The 20,031-nt window shown below is 57.2% G+C and carries 11 protein-coding genes; 8 read left to right on the plus strand and 3 right to left on the minus strand.

Annotated elements, in window-relative coordinates; translation table 11 throughout:
- Nucleotides 1-36: 36 nt before the first annotated feature.
- From IQ22_RS12095 to IQ22_RS12105, 3 genes are all read right to left on the minus strand, one after another.
- Entirely contained in the window at nucleotides 37-4,899 is a 4,863-nt protein-coding gene (locus tag IQ22_RS12095) for an NAD-glutamate dehydrogenase (protein WP_145142094.1), read from the minus strand.
- A 251-nt stretch (nucleotides 4,900-5,150) separates the two neighbouring features.
- Nucleotides 5,151-7,253: an LTA synthase family protein gene (locus tag IQ22_RS12100; RefSeq protein WP_145142096.1), complete on the minus strand. Its 2,103-nt coding sequence runs from the start codon at nucleotides 7,251-7,253 to the stop codon at nucleotides 5,151-5,153.
- The gene (locus tag IQ22_RS12105; protein ID WP_244309105.1) at nucleotides 7,237-8,118 is read right to left on the minus strand and encodes an SMP-30/gluconolactonase/LRE family protein; all 882 of its coding nucleotides are present in this window, start codon (nucleotides 8,116-8,118) and stop codon (nucleotides 7,237-7,239) included. Before IQ22_RS12105 ends, IQ22_RS12100 begins: the two co-directional genes overlap by 17 nt.
- 185 nt (nucleotides 8,119-8,303) lie before the next feature.
- On the opposite strand from IQ22_RS12105, the gene IQ22_RS12110 reads away from it, so the two are divergent.
- From IQ22_RS12110 to IQ22_RS12145, 8 genes are read left to right on the plus strand one after another with little or no spacing between them, the layout of a single operon-like run.
- A complete protein-coding gene (locus tag IQ22_RS12110; RefSeq protein ID WP_145142098.1) occupies nucleotides 8,304-9,263 on the plus strand; it encodes an AAA family ATPase in 960 nt (319 codons plus the stop codon).
- A gap of 4 nt (nucleotides 9,264-9,267) precedes the next feature.
- A complete protein-coding gene (locus IQ22_RS12115; protein ID WP_145142100.1) occupies nucleotides 9,268-10,206 on the plus strand; it encodes a DUF58 domain-containing protein in 939 nt (312 codons plus the stop codon).
- Nucleotides 10,203-10,697, plus strand: coding sequence for a DUF4381 domain-containing protein (locus IQ22_RS12120; RefSeq protein WP_145142102.1), 495 nt, complete (start codon nucleotides 10,203-10,205; stop codon nucleotides 10,695-10,697). The genes IQ22_RS12115 and IQ22_RS12120 overlap by 4 nt, the downstream gene beginning before the upstream one ends.
- Nucleotides 10,690-11,715 (plus strand): vWA domain-containing protein, encoded by a 1,026-nt coding sequence (locus tag IQ22_RS12125; RefSeq protein WP_145142104.1) that lies wholly within the window; start codon nucleotides 10,690-10,692, stop codon nucleotides 11,713-11,715. The genes IQ22_RS12120 and IQ22_RS12125 overlap by 8 nt, the downstream gene beginning before the upstream one ends.
- Entirely contained in the window at nucleotides 11,712-13,454 is a 1,743-nt protein-coding gene (locus IQ22_RS12130; protein ID WP_145142106.1) for a VWA domain-containing protein, read from the plus strand. The genes IQ22_RS12125 and IQ22_RS12130 overlap by 4 nt, the downstream gene beginning before the upstream one ends.
- Nucleotides 13,451-15,097: a BatD family protein gene (locus IQ22_RS12135; protein WP_145142108.1), complete on the plus strand. Its 1,647-nt coding sequence runs from the start codon at nucleotides 13,451-13,453 to the stop codon at nucleotides 15,095-15,097. Before IQ22_RS12130 ends, IQ22_RS12135 begins: the two co-directional genes overlap by 4 nt.
- A gap of 29 nt (nucleotides 15,098-15,126) precedes the next feature.
- Nucleotides 15,127-16,365, plus strand: coding sequence for an exonuclease SbcCD subunit D C-terminal domain-containing protein (locus IQ22_RS12140; protein ID WP_145142110.1), 1,239 nt, complete (start codon nucleotides 15,127-15,129; stop codon nucleotides 16,363-16,365).
- Nucleotides 16,362-20,027: an AAA family ATPase gene (locus IQ22_RS12145; RefSeq protein WP_145142112.1), complete on the plus strand. Its 3,666-nt coding sequence runs from the start codon at nucleotides 16,362-16,364 to the stop codon at nucleotides 20,025-20,027. The genes IQ22_RS12140 and IQ22_RS12145 overlap by 4 nt, the downstream gene beginning before the upstream one ends.
- Nucleotides 20,028-20,031: the final 4 nt, after the last annotated feature.

Below are 20,031 nucleotides of genomic sequence, written 5' to 3' on the forward strand. Positions count from 1 at the left end.
CAAGAGACGGGGCTTTTTCTGGAGCGCAGCCTTCTCTTACATGGTTGAACTCGCAGCCGAACCCAGCGTAGCCAGATCCATCAGCTCACGTGTGGCCACGGCATACATGGCGACATCGTTACCTGTAGCGGCACGCACATCGCCCAGCATAGCCCGCCACCGCTCGACCATACTGCGGTTATGCTCTAGCCAGAGCGCCACACGTGCGGCTATCTCTTCCGGCGCATCGGGCATTTGCAGTACGGCAATGGTCATGATGCGCTGCTGAGCATCCAGCTCGTCACGGAAAGCCTCACGCGCCAGTGCCTGCCAGGCATTGGCCACTGGTAACTCGTTGAGCTGCTGCTGGTACCACGTCAGATCAAGAGCACTACCCACGGCAAACCAGGTCGATGCGACCTCAATGGGATCATGTCCAGTGACATCAGCCGCCTGAATGATTGGCAACAAGGTGTAGATGTGTGTAGTACCCGCAACGACACGAGCCAGTAACTCTGGTGTTCCCTGCTCAATATACTGCTGGTAACGCGCTTCCCATTGCTCGCGTGGACCGCCTTCAAGCAATTCATTCAGGCGCACGCCCAGCGCCGCGATGCGCGGCCCGAAATGCGCGACATCACGCGCGGCGTCCAACTCGCCCCGGCGGCTACGCAGGAACCAGCGCGTCGCCCGACGACCCAGACGCATTAGCTCGTCCATTAGGGTCATCTGCAAGTCGGCTGGCACCTTGTAGTCCAGCGCTTCAATCTGTCTCCACCAGTGCGGCAGGTGCAGAACGTCACGCATAACTACGTAAGCCCTGGCAATATCGGCCGCACTCATGGCGGTAGACTCACGCAGACGCTGGATAAACGTAATGCCCATGTTGTTGATCAGATCATTGGCAATCTGCGTACTGACGATTTCTCGCTTCAGACGGTGACGCTGCATGGCCTCGCCAAACTCTTCCGTCAGCCGCTGCGGGAAAGCCGAATGCATGTCGCGGCTAAGGTACTCATCGTCCGGAACGCTGGATTTCAGCAGTTGTTCTTTCAGATCAATCTTGGCATACGAGATCAATACCGACAGCTCGGCCCGTGTCAGCCCAATACCCTGGCTGGCCCGCTCGGCCAAAACCTCATCGGATGGCAGGAACTCCAGGGCTCGATCCAGCTTGCCGCGACTCTCCAGATCAACAATGACCCGCTTGTATTCGGCCAAATGGGAGCGCGCACGCCGCTCTGCCAGGGAAAGGGCCTGGGTCTGCTTGTAGTTGTTGCCTACGACCAGCTCCCCCACCTCATCGGTCATCTCGACCATAAGCTGATTACGCTGTTTAAGCGTCATGTCACCCGAAGCGACCACCTCACCCAGGAGAATTTTGATATTGACCTCATGGTCCGAGCAGTCCACGCCGCCAGCGTTGTCAATGAAATCGGTATTGCAGGCACCGCCATTGAGTCCGAATTCGACCCGAGCCAACTGGCTCATGCCCAGGTTTCCGCCCTCACCGATTACCTTGGCCCTGAGCTCACGACCATCTACCCGCAGCCCATCATTGGCCTTGTCGCCAATATCGGCATGGGACTCAAAGCTGGCCTTGACATAGGTACCAATACCGCCGTTCCAGATCAGATCGACCGGAGCCTTGAGCAATGCATGGATCAGCTCCGTAGGGGTCAACTGATCCGCCTTGATAGCAAAGCGCTCTTTCATCTGAGGCGTAATGTCGATCCGCTTGGCGCTACGGGAGAAGATGCCGCCCCCTTCGGAGATCAGGCTCTTGTCATAGTCCGTCCAACTCGAGCGCGGCAGGTCAAAGAGTCGCTTACGCTCGGCAAAGCTACGTGCAGCATCTGGATTAGGATCGATGAAAATATGCAAATGGTTGAAGGCCGCAACCAGCTGCAAACTTTCCGAACGCAGCAGACCGTTACCAAACACGTCACCAGCCATATCACCGATGCCCAGCACCGTAACCGGGTCTCGCTGCACATCGATACCGCGCTCGCGGAAATGCCGCTGTACGCTAACCCAGGCGCCCCGGGAGGTAATTCCCATTTTCTTATGGTCATAACCCGCCGAACCACCGGATGCGAACGCATCGCCAAGCCAGAAGCCATAATCCGCCGCGATACCGTTGGCAATGTCCGAGAATGTTGCAGTGCCCTTGTCAGCCGCCACGACCAGATAGGGGTCATCGTCATCCTGCCGAACCACATTAGCTGGCGGCACTACCACGCCTTCCTTGAGGTTGTCGGTAATGTCGAGCAGACCTGAAATAAAGATGCGATAGCAGGCAATGGCCTCGGCCTGGATTTCATCCCGGCTACCGCCCACGGGCAGCCGCCGCGGAACGAAGCCGCCCTTGGCACCCACCGGCACGATGACCGAGTTCTTGACCTGCTGTGCCTTGACCAGACCCAACACCTCGGTACGGTAATCTTCTTCGCGATCTGACCAGCGCAGGCCACCTCGGGCCACCTTGCCGCCACGCAGATGCACACCCTCGACACGCGGCGAATAGACAAAGATTTCGTATTTGGGTATCGGTTTGGGTAGCTCGGGAATAGCCCTTGGATTGAACTTGAAGCTGAAATAGGACTTGGGCTGGCCGTTGGCGTCGGGCTGGTAGAAGTTGGTTCGCAGCGTAGCCTTGATCAGATCGAGGTAGCGCCGCAGAATCCGGTCTTCGTTTAGTACGGCCACGTTGTCCAGGGCAGCCAGAATGGCCTGCTCCAAACGTTGCTGCTTATCCTCCAGGTCTTCCGGACTCATCCGCCGCGCCAGGTAGAACCGCATCCGGAACAAGCGGGTCAGTTCACGGGCAATATCTACGTGATTGTTCAGTGTGCTGGCAATATAGCCAACATCGAAGCCAATACGGATCTGCTTGAGGTAGCGTGCATAAGCCCGAAGCAAGGCTACGTCGCGCCAAGCCAATCCAGCCGTCAGCACCAGACGGTTAAAGGAATCATTCTCGGCACTGCCGTTTACGATATGGATAAAAGCATCCTGGAAGGTATCGTTGAGCTGCTGCAGATCGACATCAAGCCCGGCCACCGTTGTGAACGCAAAATCATGAATCCAGTATTCCTGGCCATTCTTACGACGCAGATTGTAGGGGAACTCACCCAGCACCCGCAGACCAAGGTTTTCCAGAATCGGCAATACGTCAGACAACGCCAGAGGCGTATCAGCGTGATACAGCTTGCAATGCAGAACGTTATTGTCAGCCGTCTGACCAAGCGGCTGATAGAAGCTCATGATCAGCGGCCGGCTTTCCGACAAATTCAGAAGGTGTCGTATGTCCACCACGGCCAGATGCGGCGCGAAACGCTCGCGGTAGCCGGCAGGAAAGCCATGGGGAAAATCAGCCAATACGCTGGTGCCTTGCGCCTCGCCCAGGTTGTCGATAACCAGATTGGCATAATCGTCTTTCCAGGAACGACAGGCCTGAATCATCTCCTGCTCGATCCGGGAAGGATCGATGTCCAGCGGGCGCTCGGGATCGACGCGCAGGATGAACTGCACACGTGCCAGCACGGATTCGGAGAAAAAGGTCCAGAACTCGCAGTCCGTACCGTGCAAACGATCCATCAGGATCTGCTGCATCTTCTGTCGTACTTCGGTCGAGTAAATGTCACGCGGCACGTAGGCTAGGCAATAGTAGAACCGGCCGTACGGGTCCTTGCGCAGGAATACCCGAACCTTGTTGCGTTCCTGGATCTGTACGATCGCCATAGCGGTAGCGAACAAGTCGTCAGGGGGCGTTTGAAACAGGTCGTCTCTCGGCAATGCTTCGAGTACCTGAGCCAGCTCTTTGCCCAAATGGGCGCTGGCACCAAAATCCGCTCGCCGCCGCACTTCCTCGACCTTGCAGCGAATATAGGGAATCGTGCGTACGCTCTGGTTATAGACGCTGGACGTATATAACCCCATGAAGCGGTGCTCACGGACCACATTCCCTTGCTCGTCCGTCTCGCGGATCGAGACGAAATCCGGATAGGCCGGCCGATGTACGCGGCTGGGCAAGGCAGCCTTGGCAAACGACAGCAGGACAGGCTCGCGAAAATAACGCAATGATTCGGCCGAGATGTGGGCTGTTTCTGCGGTCAGACCCTTACGCAAATGTTTGGATAGACCAAGCAAGGAAGCCTCGTCATAGAAAATGCGTCCGCCGTCGCCATCCTCATGCACGGTCAACTCTTCATAACCCAAGAAGGTAAAGTGATCGTCATGCAGCCACTGGAGGAATGTTTTTACCTCGGCACGCTCTTCGGGGCTGGCAGGTGATGTTTCGAGAGCGTTGATCAGCTCGAACAGTTTCTGCCTCATCGCTCCAAAATCACCAACGGCCAACCGCACCTCGCCCAAGACATCCTGCAAGGTGGCTTCAAGCGCCTTCATGTCACTTGCCGAGGCACAGCGATCGATCTCCAGGAAAACCAGCGCTTCCTGGCTGACTCCTTCGCCCTGGGCACCTTTAGGCAAGACTTCCAGCAGTCGGCCCGCACTATCGCGGCGCACGCTTAACACACTGTTTTGCAGGGTATGTACGCTATAACCTGAGCGGTTGATTTGCATCCGGACGGAGTCAACCAGGAATGGAACATCGGCGTGTAAAACTTCTACCGCCGTATGCGTCGACTGCCAGCCGTGCCGCTCATAATCCGGATTGAAAACATTGACTTGCGGCTGGGCTGGGTCAAAGCGCTCCAATAGACGCCAGGCTGATAACACACAGCCGACCAGATCGGTCAGGCGGCGTTGAGTCAGCTCCTCCAACGCCACAATACCGAAAAACTGCTCGGCGAAGACCGCAAGCCTGGGCAGAGTCTGCTCGTCCACATGGTGCGACAGAGCCTGCTGTAACTGATGTTGAAAGTCCGCTTTGCTGGCAGCGGTAAAGAACGGCATGGTTGTACTCCGTCTGGGGCTTTTGTTCGGATGGTGCCAGGCACCTCATAGGAGGGAGTGACCCGGCTTTTTCAGCTTGAGTTCAACTGGATTGCCAGGCAGGCAGTAATACGGGCAGGCCTGCGGTCCTGGCATAAGGAAGCTTAACGGGAAGATAGAGCCCGCACATTCGAGGCCGCGACATCTTCGTTCATGCCTGCCCGCTCGGTATGAACGAAGATAAGACGCTGACAAACCAGCGTCTTGGGGAATCAACGCGTCACCACCGGTTTAGGCGACACAGCACCGGTTGTATTTGCCAACAAACTCTGAGTCGCCACTTGAAGGAAAGCATCAAGCTTGTGCTGAAGACTATGCGCCTTGGCCTGATCATTGATCAGACGGGCTTGACCGGTTGGGCCCAACGTATAGCGATACAACCGCGCATCGAGATCCTTTGGCTTAACCAGAATGGTATCGCCCGAAACAATCGCTACCGTTTGCTCTCCGCCGGAAGGCTTGATTACCGCCTCACCTTGGTCACTCTCTGCCAGATCCAATAGATCTCGTCCCCAGCATTGATGTTGAGCCGGTTCACCCAGGCGGCCCAGAATCGTGGGCACTACATCAACCTGACTACCGACCCGGTCGATCGTATGGCCGAATTTTTCTGATACGCCTGGCCCGATCAAGAGCAGTGGTACGTTGAAGCGGAACAAATCCATTTCTGTAAGTTGCTCCGGCGCACCGAAACCGTGATCTCCAAGAATGACGAACAAGGTATCTTTGAAATAAGGCTGCTTGCGCGCTTCAGCAAAGAACTGCCCGAGAGACCAATCCGCATAACGCATCGCGGTAAGGTGCTGATCCAGCGAGCCGTGCCCAGTAACCGGCTCAACCGGCAAATCTTTTGGCAAGGCGTAAGGCGTGTGGTTGGACAAGGTTTGCAACAGGGCATAAAAGGGCTTGCCCGTTTGCTCCAGTTTGCTCAGTTCCTGGGCCGAGCGCGCAAACATGTCTTGATCCGACACGCCCCACGTAGGGTCAATGAAAACCGGATTGACAAAGTCATCACGCCCCACAAAAGACGTCATGCCCTGGTTGCTGAAAAACCCTGCCTGATTATCCCAGGCGAAGCTGCCGTTATATACATAAACGTCTTCATAGCCGCGTGGACTGAGCATCTGTGGCAATCCTGAAAACTTGTGGCTGCCCTCAGGCATACGCATCAGGTATTCAAATGCCGGCAGGTTAGGAAAACAGGCCATCGTGGCGAACATTCCCTGGTGGGTATGCGTGCCATTAGAAAAAAAGCGGGTGAAAAGCAAACCCTCCTTAGCCAAAGCATCGAAATTCGGCGTAATTCCGTCAGCACTGCCCAACGCACCTATATAGCGGCCAGCCATGCTTTCCATCAGGATGACTACAACATTGCGCACCCCGGGCAGCCGGGTTTCCGGAGCCGGTGTATAGGTGCGCCGGACTGCGGCCACATCAGCATCCACCAACTGATCACGTGAGGTGAGCAGCATACTGCGCACCATCTCTAACGCCTCGCCTTCCGGCAACGAGGACTCCCACGTGTTGTCACGGTGGTCTGAAAAGGTATTCTTGGCAGCATCGACTAGCGTCAACGTACCATTCAGGCCTAGATGATTGGCGAACATTGACTCTGTGGTATAGGCGTCTCCCCAGCGTAGGGGCGGTCCATGACGTACTGTACCGCGTACCGCCACGACGGTAATCAGTAGGCAGACTACGAAAACAGCACCGCGCCTATACCAGGCAGACGCCTGTCCAGGTGATAAAACAACCGCAGCTGAGGGCCGTCCTGGGCGAGTCACACGCTCGATGCTACAGAAAAGCCAGGCCAGTAGCAGCGTAGCGACCAGCCAGGCCAGCAACAGGCGCACCACGGGAAACCCATACCAGATCATGCTCAGTACGGTTTTCAGGTCTTCTTGTAAATATTGAAAGACCAAGCTGTTCAGACGCTGATGAAACTCTCGATAAAAGTTCAGCTCGACCACACCCAAAAACAGACAGAGGCTTGCAGCTACTGTCAGCCAGGCGCACTGAAGATGCCGCGCGGCCATAGCACGGACACTAAGCAGCGAGAGCACGAGCGGTACACAGATAAAGGCAATCAACCGCAGATCGAAGCGTGCGCCATTGATGAAGGCTTCAACAAACTCACTGACTGGCGTGGCCCCTATGGACTCATGGTTATAGGTCAGCAAGGCCAACCGCATCAGGGCAAACAGCACCAAGAGCGCCAGGGCACTGCTAAATGTAAAGAGGATATGGCTACTTAAGGTCGGTTCAAACGCGGGTCGTGACTGAGGGCCGGATTGGAGATCATCCGTTTGTTGCATGGTAGGCGCCTTTCAATGAGCGTTGTAGTTTTAAGATGCGGTTACGCCCCTGCTCGGAGAGCAGAAATGTACCGTCGGACAAAGGCAGAAGTGTTTGTGCAGCGCGGAGATGGCTCAGGATCACATGATCCCTTCCCTGCTTATCCAATAGCAGCAGCCGAGCCATGTGCGTGGCGTCCTCGGTGATCCATAATCCATCATAGGTACAGGCCATGAAGCCGGGCGCATTCAAACCGGCGAGCACTATAGGGTCCTGCCCATTGGGCTGCCACTGACGAATTTCACCTTTTTTCTTTTCCAGATAAAAAAGTGTGCCGTCCGGGCAAGGGCTAACCGCCTCGGCCTGATCCAATCCCTCCCTCAGTACACTAACCGTCTCGGTATCCGGGTCGTAACGCAACAGGCGACCATCGCCATGAAGATCCTCAATACCGTAGAGGTAGTACCCATCTGTAGTTACTTCCTCGATACTGTTGCCGATAAAAAGGGCACGCTTCTGGTTTCCTCTCTGCCAGATGACCGGACGCCTCTCTACCTCCTGGCTGTAAACGAGCCCGCCCTGATAAAAGGTCAAACCGTCCGGCTTGGAAAGCCCGCCGATATAGCTTTTCATCGGCCCAGATGGCGGCAAGATCATGACCTTGCCTTTACCGTCGAGAAGCTCTTCCGTGGCATACAGGTTGTCCTGCTCGTCCTTGATCAAAGCACTAACGCTGGGAATCCCTGCTCGGTAGATTTCATATTGCCACCCTGATGCTGCCTGCACCGGATAGTAGTGGCGCCAGAGCGGCACACTGCCTGCTGCCAACAGCAGAGATAGAACCACTAGCGCAAGCCCCTTAATGCGCCTCGTATTCGCCGCCACGTTTTCGCCTCTGCTTGAAAATGCGAGAGAGTGCCGGACGCCGTATCAAATTTTCGTCAAATTAATGTTCGCCTCCGCTGATGCCAGAGTGATAGCCATATAGCTACCGGATTAGCTGTCGTTCTGCGAATGGATTAAAATGCCATCTTGCCGAGGCCCCGCCCTTGCCCGTCCAGGAAGTATCGATGGAACACCGTGAAGCGCTGATCTCGCTGCGTAATTATTTGTCCAGTCAGATCCTTGGCCAGGAAAAGCTCGTTGAGCGTCTGCTCATCGCCCTGCTTGCCGATGGGCACCTTTTAGTGGAAGGCGCACCGGGCCTGGCCAAGACCAAGGCCATCAAGGACCTGGCTGACGGACTTGAAGCCGAATTTCATCGTATCCAGTTCACGCCTGACCTGTTGCCGGCGGATATCACTGGTACTGAAATCTACCGATCCGATACCGGTAGCTTTGTCTTCCAACAGGGGCCCATCTTTCACAACCTGGTACTGGCGGATGAAATCAACCGGGCCCCGGCCAAGGTGCAGTCAGCCTTACTCGAGGCGATGGCCGAGCGACAGGTCAGTATCGGCCGCACCACATACGATCTTCCTCCCCTCTTTCTGGTGATGGCTACCCAGAACCCCATCGAGCAGGAAGGCACGTATCCGTTGCCCGAAGCGCAACTCGACCGATTCCTCATGCATGTGAAAATCGGATACCCGGATGCCAGTGTGGAGCGGCGTATCCTGGCACAAGCTCGTGGCGAGGCTTTAAACGGCCATACGGAAATACCTAGCCGGGTCACACAGGACGCTATCTTTGCGGCCCGCCGGGAAATCGTATCCCTCTACATGGCTGATGCCGTAGAGGAGTACCTGATTCAGATCATCATGGCCACCCGTACGCCAGCACGCTTTGACGCTGAACTACCCGAATGGCTTAGCTACGGCTCCAGCCCGCGCGGCTCGATTGCGCTCGACCGCTGTGCCCGTGCACATGCGTGGCTGGCTGGTCGAGATTTCGTCAGCCCCGAAGACATCCAGGCGGTGCTTTTCGATGTGCTGCGTCATCGGATTATTCTGTCCTTCGAGGCCGAGGCTGCAGGTGTTGATCACGACCGCGTCGTGCAGCGGATCCTTGATGTCGTAGCTGTAGCCTGACGCCATGGATATTGTCCACGGTGTCAGTATTACCCTGGCCGAGTTGGTCGACCTGCGTCATCGTGTTTCAGAGGTAAAGCTTTTTTCGGCCGCCGGGCGCCGCAGCCCCTTGATCGGCCTGCATCACTCTCGCCTGCGCGGTCGGGGCATCGACTTCGATCAAGTACGGGCCTACCAGCCGGGCGACGATGTCCGCGCTATTGACTGGCGTGTGACGGCCCGTACGCGAGAGCCTCATACCAAGCTTTTTCATGAGGAGCGAGAGCGGCCCGTTTATTTGCTTCTTGAGCAGAGCCAGCAGTTGTTCTTCGGCTCGCAACGGGTTTTCAAATCGGTTCTGGTTGCCCAGGCGGCGGCCCTGATCGGGTGGTCAGTGCTGGGCCATAGCGACCGGATTGGCGGCATGATTTTTGGTGACGACCATTTTCGTGACATTCGGCCACGACGAAGCAAGCAAAACCTGTTGCGCCTGTTTGATCAGTTGATCCAGGCCAACCACATACTGCAAACTGCCGCAAAGCCTCCTCTTCCACGCGATGCGCTTTGTCTTATGCTACGCCGCGCCCGGGAGGTATTAAGGCCCGGTAGCCTGGCGCTTGTGCTGTGTGATGAGCGCAGCCTGACCGACGCGGCAGAGCAACAACTGTCCTTGGCTGCCCGACATAGTGATCTGGTCTTGTTACCGGTTTCCGACCCGCTGGATCATCGCCTGCCCGAAGCAGGTTTTTTACGCTTCGCACAAGGGCAGGCCGAGTTGGATATCGATACACGGGACCCTGCGCTCCAGCAGGCCTATCAGCAGCAGGCACAGCAGCGCCAGGCCCGCTGGACGCAGCTGAGCCGGCGACTAGGTATACCTCTGCTGCCGCTGTCCACCGCCTATGACCTTGTCGATCAGTTACGTCTACACCTACACCAGCATCAGCCCGGGTATCAGAAATGAATACGCTCGATCAGCTGGAGCCTCTTGTTCGACCGGCACCGGTTGCCTTCTGGCCACTGGCGCCTGGGTGGTGGTTGATAGCTGCACTTGTTTTCCTGTTGGCACTGCTGGTCTTCTGGCTGTGCTATCGGCGGCCTCGCCCAGAGTCTGCAGGCGGTACCGTGGAAGAGCCGTTAGACGTACAACGCAACGCTGCATTGGCGGAGCTGAATCGGCTACCACGTCCCTACGACCAACCAGCAGGCCCATGGCTTCAGGCCTTGAACATGCTGCTTAAACGGCTGTGCATTTCACGTTATCCCGATAGCCACTGCCAAAGCATGAACGGTCGTGCCTGGCTTGCCTTTCTCGATACCCGCTGCCCGGCTGCCGGCCTCACACGCTGGATGGTGCTGGTCAATGGCGCATACCGGCCCGATTGCCGCATGGATGACAAGGCTATCGACGAACTGCATGCCGCCGTTGCTATCTGGATTCGCAAACATGTTTGAATTCGCCTGGCCTTGGCTGTTTCTCCTACTACCGCTGCCATGGTTGATCCGAGCCGTATTGCCTCCTGCCAAAACTCGCGAATCCGCTCTCAAAGTCAGTTTTCTAGCCGATCTTGAACAGATTGCCAATCGACGGGCCCATACTCGTTTGCCACGTGGATATCGCCAAGTGCTCTTTGCCTTGTTCTGGCTGTTGTTACTAACTGCCGGGGCCAGACCACAATGGGTAGGTGACCCACTTCCCTTACAAGCAAGCGGGCGCGATGTACTACTGGCTGTTGATGTGTCCGGCTCCATGGATTTTCCCGACATGACCTGGAACGGTCAGGAAGTGAGCCGTCTGACCCTTGTCAAACATCTGATCGGTGATTTCATCGAACAGCGTACCGGTGACCGGGTTGGCCTGATCCTGTTCGGCTCACAAGCCTACATGCAGGCTCCGCTGACTTTCGATCGCCACACCGTACGCACGTTGCTGGACGAGGCGCTGATTGGTATCGCCGGCAAGAATACGGCTATTGGCGATGCTATAGGTCTGGCTATCAAGCACCTTCGCGACCGCCCTGAAAACAGTCGGGTCGTGATCCTGATTACCGATGGTGCCAACAACGGCGGTCGGATCGATCCACTCATAGCTGCGCAGTTGGCTGCCGAAGAACAAGTGCGCATCCATGCTATTGGAATCGGAGCCGACCCGCAGCAAAACAGCGTGTCCAGCCTGTTCGGTTTTAGCAGCCTGGACTTGGACGAAGACACCCTGATCACGATTACCCAGCAGACCGGCGGCGAGTACTTTCGAGCACGTAATCGGGACGAGCTGAAGGCCATATCAGAAACTATTGATACCCTGGAGCCAGCCGCTCAACAAGCCGCTCGAGTACGCCCTGCCAAGGCGCTGTATCATTGGCCTTTAAGTATTGCCTTTCTCGCTGGCCTAACTGCCGCCGCGCTCAAACTATGGCCCGCACCCTGGCAACAGATCGGGCTACGTCGGCAGATGAGGAGAAAGCCGACATGACCTTCCTTCTCCCTCACCTCTCACGCCCGCTTTGGCTACTGGCCTTACCCGTGCTGGCCTGGATAGTGTGGAAACTCTGGCATCGCCCGCACCGCAGCGGCTACTGGCAGAGCCTGCTTCCAGAGGCCTTTCAGCCGTGGCTCCTCACTACCGCTGATAGTCAGGTTCAGCGCCTTCCCGTTATGTTATTCGGTCTGGGAAGCTTGCTCGCCCTGCTGGCCTTGTCAGGCCCCAGTTGGCAACGGGAAGCGCAGCCTGCCTTTACTCGCGCTGACCCGCTGGTAATCGTGCTAGACATGACGGTCGACATGCTGGCAGCCGACACGCCGCCATCACGCCTGGTACAGGCTCGACACAAGATCCTGGACTTGCTGGCAACCCGGCGAGACGCTGAGACCGCTATCGTCGTGTATGCCGGAAGCGCCCATACTCTGGTACCACTCACTAACGATCTGCACACCGCACGTAACCTGCTTGAGGCCGTCCGCCCTTCCATCATGCCTGAGTCTGAGTCAGGCGAGCGAGCCGATCTGGCAATTCGCCAGGCGCAGAGCCTGTTACGTAACGGTGCAGGCAATAAGGGCCGGCTGCTACTCATTACCAGCCGCCTGACAACCCAAGAGCAAACAGGGCTCCGGGCTGCACTGGCTGCTGACCGAGTTCCCCTGCTCATTCTGGGTGCCGGAACGCCCGAAGGTGCTCCCATGCCGCGAGAGGATGGTACTTATTTCACGGATGGGAACGGGAGTATTCTTCTGTCTCGCCTGGATGAGTCCGGGCTTGCACATTTCGCCCGAAGCCTAGGCGCCTCGTACCAGCGAATCAGCCCTGACCAAGCAGACCTGCAGGCCCTTGGCCTACTGACCACACCGGATGCAGTAACCGAGCGAAGCGAACAGGTTCATCTTGATACCTGGGTCGATCAAGGCTATTGGTTGCTGTTGCCCTTGATCATATTAGTCGCCTGTGCCGGTCGACGCGGCTGGCTACTCTGCTTACCTCTGTTAGTGACAGCACCACCTCCAGCCGAGGCTTTCGATTTCCAGGATCTATGGCTGCGCCGTAATCAGCAGGGTGCACGCCTGCTTGAGGCGCAGCGCCCGGCGGAAGCCGCTGAGCGTTTCGAGGATCGCCAGTGGCGTGGCGTTGCCCAGTACGAGGCAGGTGATTACGAAGGCGCGGCCAAAACCTTTGCTACAGGTAACAGCGCTGCCGATCATTACAACCGGGGTAATGCCCTGGCGCAGGCCGGTCAGCTCACAGGCGCTCTAGACGCATACGATCAAGCACTGGCGCGCCAGCCAGACTTCCCAGCCGCGACACACAATCGCGCCCTTGTTGAAGCCTTGTTGCAGCAGCGACAGGAAGCGGAGAACAACAATTCCTCTGACAACCCCGGCGAGACAGAACCCGAAACGCCACCAGATGCTGGAACCTCCAGCATGCCCATGACCGGCCCCGATGAAGACTCCCAAAGCACTGATCGTTCGTCACTCTTGAATTCGGAGGAATCAGCCGAAACCAGAACAGGCGTTAACCAGGGTAAAAACGCTTCGGAAGAGGACGATGGCGCGAGCGGCATAGAAACACCCTCGCCTGCACCATTAACCACCCTGAGCGAGGAGCGACGCCAGGCACTCGAACAGTGGCTGCGGGAGATTCCAGACGACCCGGCCGAATTGCTTCAACGAAAGTTTCGATACCAGCAACAGCAACGACAGGAAAACCCATCACCATGAGCCTTGCTCGCCGTATATTGCTCACTATCGTGCTGCTGATAGGCCTGCCTGCTCTAGGAGCAGATCTTAAGGCCAGTGTCGATCATACCCAGCTAGTACCCGGCGAAACGTTCGAGCTGGTGTTGGAGTCCAGTGATCCGACCTTGTTTGGCAAACCTGACTTGACGCCGTTAGAACCTTTATTCGAAGTGCTTGGAACACGTCAGCTCAATCAGCTGACAGCCAGTCAGGGACAAACCGAGACCGTGACGCGCTGGGTCGTCACGCTTAAGCCTCGTCAGACCGGTATCGTAGTCGTACCGCCCCTCATGCACCGGGGTATGCAAAGCCAACCCATCACTCTGCATATCAGCGAAAGCGCATCACTGGTAAAGAAAGGTCAGGTGCTCGCACCCGTTTTCATCGATGCCAGCCTTGACCATGAAACTGTTTACGTACAAGCACAGATTATCCTGACACTACGTATCTTTCACTCGGTCCCTCTTTATGACGACAGCCATTTAAGCGCGCTAAGCCTGCCCACTGCCCGGGTCGAACGGCTTGGTGAAGTCAAGACCTATGAGCAGACGCTGGGCGGTATACGCCATGGTGTTATCGAGGTCCGTTACGCCATTTTTCCCCAGGAAAGCGGCACCTTGACCCTGCCCAGCCTTACTTTCAGTGCAACTACTGTTGAAGCCTCTCCTGACGCTCAGCCTTCCTCTCCCTTCGGGCCACGCTCAGGCCGTGCCGTACAGGTGGAATCCAGCCAGATTCCTGTACAGGTTAAACCCAGGCCCGATACCTATCCAGCCGATACGCCTTGGTTGCCGGCACGGCATCTCGAACTGACCGAAGCCTGGAGTCCTCAGCCTGAACAGGCGCGCCAGGGTGCCGTTCTGACCCGGCACTTGTTACTCAAGGCGGAAGGTGTGTCAGGCGCTCAATTGCCGCCTTTGCCACAAACAGTTGTAGAAGGGCTACGCCTCTACCCGGATCAACCCAAGCTGACCAACGAAACCAGTGAACACGGCATGACCGGTAGCCGAGAGGAAAGCGAGGCTATCGTGCCTGGCCGCAGCGGCACGTTCGAACTCGCCCCGGTGGAAGTCGTCTGGTGGAACACCCTAGATGACCGGTTGGAGCGTACCCGCCTACCCGGCCGCATCCTGGACGTTGCTGCCGATCCTAGTCTTTCAACATCGCCGCCGATAATCACGATCCAAGACAATGGGATGAATGAGCGAATTTTACTCTGGCCCTGGCAAGTTGGGTGTTTCGTCTTGTTCCTCACCACACTCCTGGGTTTCGGGTTATGGTGGCGCGCACGTCGTCAGCCAGCCATTGCCCGTGCAGCCTTCAGCGGGCCCAGTCCGCGTACATTGCTTGATGATTTGCGCCGCGCCTGTCAGGCCAACGACCCGCACGCAACGCGTCAGGCCCTTGATGCCTGGGCGCGCCAGCAGCCAGAAACACTAGCCGATATGGCCGCGCGCTTTGCCCCGCTTTCTGCTGCGCTAGACGACCTCAATGGCTCGTTATACAGCGAGAGCGGCCAGAACTGGCAAGGCGAAACGCTGTGGCAGGCATTCCAGGCATTGCCGCCATTAACCGGGTCAAGCGATCAGGAATCCGCCTCGCTGCCGCCGCTGTATCCGCGTTAAGCGCCGAGGCATGCACGAACAGGACACCCATGCGTATCTTTCACACTTCCGACTGGCACCTTGGTCAGACACTTCATGGTCAGGATCGTGATTTCGAACATGCCCACTTTCTCGATTGGCTTCTAGAACAGCTCAAGGAGCGCCGCCCCGACGCGCTTTTGATCGCTGGTGACATCTTTGACACCATCAATCCCCCGGTCAAAGCACAGGAGCGCCTCTACGACTTTATCGTACAGGCGCATCTAGCCCTGCCCCTGCTGACCCTGGTCATGATTGCCGGTAACCATGACTCTGGTGCCCGCATTGAGCTTCCGGCCCCGCTTATGCGCAGCCTGCGAGCTCACGCACTCGGCCGAGTGCTGTGGCTGGACGACGGCTCGCTCGATGCGGAGCGGCTGCTGGTACCCCTGAACGATGCTACCGGCGACATCCGTGCCTGGTGTCTGGCGCTCCCTTTCCTGCGTCCAGCTGAAGTAACGGGAGGTCGTGATGACAGTTATGCAGAGGGTATCGCCCGCGTACATGCTGAGCTTATTGCCTGCGCTGAGCGACGCCGCCAGCCAGGGCAGGCACTGATAGCCATGAGCCACGCTCACCTTGCTGGCGGGCAGGTCTCTGAAGACTCAGAGCGCAACATCATCGTTGGCAATGCCGAAGCGCAACCGGCCAGCCAGTTTTCATCTTCAATCGCCTATGTCGCCTTGGGACATCTGCATAAACCGCAGAAAGTAGCCAAACAGGAGCATATCCGTTACAGCGGTTCACCCCTCCCGCTGTCTTTTGCAGAAGTTGATTATCCACATCAGATTCTGGACGTACGTTTCGAAGGTGAGCAGCTCGCGCATATCGACACCATCCGCGTGCCACGCATCGTCGATATGGTCCGGTTGGGCCCTGCCTCACTTGGCGACATCCTGGAAGCCATTGAACGGCAGCCTGATATGGATTTGTTCAGCACGCCGGAAAACCATCGGGCGCCCTGGCTGGAGGTGCGTGTCGTTCTCGAAGCGCCTCAGCCGGATCTGCGTCAACGGCTCGAAACCGCACTGGAAGGCAAGGCGTTGCGCCTAGTCCGTATCGGCGTTCACTATGCTGGTCAGCCATCATCTACCCAGGACTCCTCCAGCCTGGTCGCTCTAGAGCAGTTGAGCCCTCAAGACCTGTTTACTCGAGCCTGGCAGGATACCTATGGGCAGGCTCCGGAAATTGACGTCCTGGACGACTTTGCCCAGCTGCTTGAAGACGTAACGCTGGGAGAGCAAGTATGAAAATACTGGCGATTCGCTTGAAAAACCTGGCTTCGCTGGCAGGTCCGCATGAAATTGACTTCACTACGGAACCCCTATCCAGTACAGGCCTGTTCGCCATTACCGGCCCTACCGGGTCAGGCAAGAGCACCCTGCTCGATGCATTATCTCTAGGCCTCTTTGGCGAAGTGCCACGCCTGAGCCAAGTACGTAAGGAGGCCAAGGTACCTGACGGCGATGGTGAGATCGCCACAGGCGATCCGCGAACATTGCTACGGCGCGGCAGCGGTGCCGGCTATGCGGAAGTGGACTTCCTGGGTATCGACGGTCATCGCTACCGAGCACGCTGGGAGGCCAACCGTGCCCGCGACCGTGCCGACGGAAAGCTCCAGCCCAGCCGTCAGAGCTTACGCAATCTTGATACGCAGCAGGTACTGGCCGCAGACAAGAAAGCCGAATTCAAGGCGCAGCTCGAGCTGCGCCTTGGCTTGACCTTTGAGCAATTCACTCGTGCCGTCTTGTTGGCTCAGAGTGAGTTCAGCGCTTTTCTCAAGGCTGACGACAACGGGCGCAGCGAACTACTGGAAAAACTCACCGATACTGCCATCTACAGTCAACTGGGACGCCGCGCTTTTGAAAGAGCCAAGCAGTCCCGTCAGGTTCTCGACCAGCTGGAGCAGCAGGTCGACGGTATCCGCCCACTAGACGACGAAGCACGCACGGCCCTCGAAACTCAGTGTAACGAGGTGCAAGCCACACTGCACCACCTTCAGGCCGAGCTGGGCGAAGTCGAGCGTCAGCGTCAATGGCTGGCTGACTTGAGCCGCCTGGAACAAGAATGTGCTGAAGCACACGCCGAACGTCTGGCGGCTCAGCAGCGCAGCGACGCACAGGCCGAGACGCGCGCGCTCCTTCACTGGCTCGAACAGCTTCTGCCACAGCGTCATCGCTATCGTCAGCAAGCGCAGTGGGAACAGGAAGAGGAGCAACTGGCCGAACAGCTCAAGACACTTACCCAGCGAAAGCAGGCGTTAGACATTCAACTCACTGAGCTGGCAGCTACACGGCAGCAGGCTCAGGCAGCCCGCGAGGCAGCGGAAATCGCTCAACAGCAGGCCAGCGAGCCCTTGCGCCAAGCCTTTCAGGAAGAAAGTGATCTTGCACGGCTACGCAGTGATGTTCAGGAAACTCGTCAGACCTGGCGCCAGGAAGCACTCTTCCAACAGGAAGTCCGTACACGTATCGAGGCCCTGACCGAGCAGGAAACTCAGCGGCGCCAGGCGTTGGACCAGATCACCGCACAGCTTCAGCAGAGTGAGCCCCTGGCGACCCTTTGTCACTCATGGGCAGGATACCGTCCCCGCCTCCAGCAAGCGCTTGCACTTCACGAACGCCTGGCGGCAGCTCATCTGCGCATTCCGCACTTACAGATATCTTTGAAAGCAGCGCAGGACGAGGTCACAACTCATCAAAGTGCCATCCAGGCGCTTCAACAAGGCATTGGCATGGAAGGCAACCTGAATGACCAGATTCAGGATCTGACCCAGCGGCAACAAATCAGTCTGGCCTTGCTCAGCTCACTGGAACGGCTTTTCTATCTCTGGCAACAAGGCGAAGAGCTGGAAGGTTATTGGGCTGGCAATCAGGAAAAACAGACCGCATTACTACAAGAACGCACGCATACCATCGCCGAAGGCAAACGCGTCGCCGCCCAACATGCCGAGGCTGAACAAGCACTAAAGATCACCTTGGAATTGCTCGAACGCCAACGACTCTTGCGCAGTGTAAGCGTTGAAAAGTTGCGTGCTCAGCTGGTGGAGGGAGAGCCCTGCCCTGTTTGTGGTAGCCAGGAGCACCCCTATCATCAGGAGACTGCTCTGGCACAGGCCATGGCTACCCATGATGCCCAGGAAGAAGAGCAGGCTCGCCAGAAGGTTCAGCGCGTGTATGAGCGCCTCGTCGGCCTCCGCACCGCGGTCGCCGGGCTAAACGAACGCCTCAAAGATCTCAAACTACAGGAAGAGCAGCTGACTGCCCAACAGCTGGCCCTTCATGACCAGCTAAGAAACCATCCGGAAGGCCGGTCTTTGCTGGCTCAGCCGGAAGAACAGCGCTCCCTCTGGCTGAATGCACAGCTGGTTGAACTCAAACAGCGAATCGAGTCCGAAAACGCACGACTGAAGCATTTACTCGACCATCAGCGCCGGGTCGACGCCTTACAGGCACAATGGCAGAAGGCACGCGAACGCAGTCAGCAGGCTGCGTGGGAGCTTGAAGAGCAGCTCAAGACTATTCAACAGGATGAAGCGCGTGCTGCCAGCGAACAGGATGAGTTAGCTGCCGTATTGCCCGCTTCCTGGCTTGAGCATTGGCAACACGATCCTGCTCAAACCCTTGCCCGCCTGGAGCAGGTCATCGAGACCCGACATCAACAGCTGATGCAGCACCAGGAAAACGAAAAGGCCCTGCAGACCTGCGTGGCCGATCTGGAGCGTGAACGCTACCAACAACAGACGCGCCTGCAACAGCACGACAAGCTGGCCAACCTACTGGCAACCCTTGAAGAGCAACTGACCGCCAGCCAACTCCGCCTGCAACAAACGCTGGGAGAGTACTCCAGCGCTCAGGCCTGGCAATCCCAGCTAAACCAGATTGCAGAACAGACTCGCCAGCAAGAAATAAAGACAAGCGAGGCCTGGAATGAGGCACACCTCATCTGCAGCCAGCTGCGCCATACCCTTGAGCTTAAGAGTGATGAAAAGCAGAAGCTGAACACCAAGCTTGAAGCCCTGCGAGACGAACTAACAGCCTGGCGCGCCGCGCATAGTGAACTGGACGATGCTCTCCTGGCCCGTCTTCTAACTTACGACGACACTGCACAAAACACGCTGCGTCAACAGTTACAGGCTTTGGATCGAGATCTCGATCAAGCACATATGCTGGTTGGAGAACGGGAAAAGCGTCTGGCTGCACACCGTACTCAGCACGCCGATTCTCCAAAGGTAGAACTATTGGAAGCGCGCCGAACCGAGCTAGCTCAGCTCAATCAGTCCACTCAGGAGCGGCACGCCGAACTTCGTGGGGAGTTGGCCGAAGACAACCGACGACGCACCCAAAGCGCCGAGCTGCTAGGAGCCATAGAGTCTGCTCGGGCCGAATACCTTCGCTGGGCTCGCCTGGACGATTTGATCGGCTCTGCCGACGGGCACACATTCCGCAAGATCGCCCAAGGGTATAACCTGGACCTTCTGGTTCATCATGCCAATGTGCAGCTGCGCCAACTGGTTCGCCGGTATCGCCTGAAACGGGGTGGCAGCGCCCTGGGTCTGCTGGTGATGGATACGGAAATGGGCGATGAACTACGCTCGGTGCATTCCCTGTCAGGCGGCGAAACCTTCCTGGTTTCCCTGGCGCTTGCGTTGGGCCTGGCCTCCATGGCTTCTAGCAATTTGAAGATCGAGTCGCTGTTCATCGACGAAGGCTTCGGCAGCCTGGACCCCGACTCCCTACAACTGGCCATGGATGCGCTCGATGGGCTTCAAGCTCAGGGCCGCAAGGTTGCTGTTATCTCTCATGTGCAGGAAATGCATGAACGTATTCCAGTTCAAGTACAGGTGTGCAAACAAGGCAATGGGCTGAGCACGTTAAGAATTCAGGGGCCGACGCCTCGCTTCATCGACTAAGCCA

The organism is Pseudomonas duriflava (assembly GCF_007830155.1).
GTDB lineage: Bacteria > Pseudomonadota > Gammaproteobacteria > Pseudomonadales > Pseudomonadaceae > Chryseomonas > Chryseomonas duriflava.

Coding starts and splice junctions, on each gene's coding strand:
- IQ22_RS12095 (WP_145142094.1), bottom strand. CDS start 4,899: ATGCCGTTCTTTACCGCTGCCAGCAAAGCGGACTTTCAACATCAGTTA.
- IQ22_RS12100 (WP_145142096.1), bottom strand. CDS start 7,253: ATGCAACAAACGGATGATCTCCAATCCGGCCCTCAGTCACGACCCGCG.
- IQ22_RS12110 (WP_145142098.1), top strand. CDS start 8,304: ATGGAACACCGTGAAGCGCTGATCTCGCTGCGTAATTATTTGTCCAGT.
- IQ22_RS12115 (WP_145142100.1), top strand. CDS start 9,268: ATGGATATTGTCCACGGTGTCAGTATTACCCTGGCCGAGTTGGTCGAC.
- IQ22_RS12120 (WP_145142102.1), top strand. CDS start 10,203: ATGAATACGCTCGATCAGCTGGAGCCTCTTGTTCGACCGGCACCGGTT.
- IQ22_RS12125 (WP_145142104.1), top strand. CDS start 10,690: ATGTTTGAATTCGCCTGGCCTTGGCTGTTTCTCCTACTACCGCTGCCA.
- IQ22_RS12130 (WP_145142106.1), top strand. CDS start 11,712: ATGACCTTCCTTCTCCCTCACCTCTCACGCCCGCTTTGGCTACTGGCC.
- IQ22_RS12135 (WP_145142108.1), top strand. CDS start 13,451: ATGAGCCTTGCTCGCCGTATATTGCTCACTATCGTGCTGCTGATAGGC.
- IQ22_RS12140 (WP_145142110.1), top strand. CDS start 15,127: ATGCGTATCTTTCACACTTCCGACTGGCACCTTGGTCAGACACTTCAT.
- IQ22_RS12145 (WP_145142112.1), top strand. CDS start 16,362: ATGAAAATACTGGCGATTCGCTTGAAAAACCTGGCTTCGCTGGCAGGT.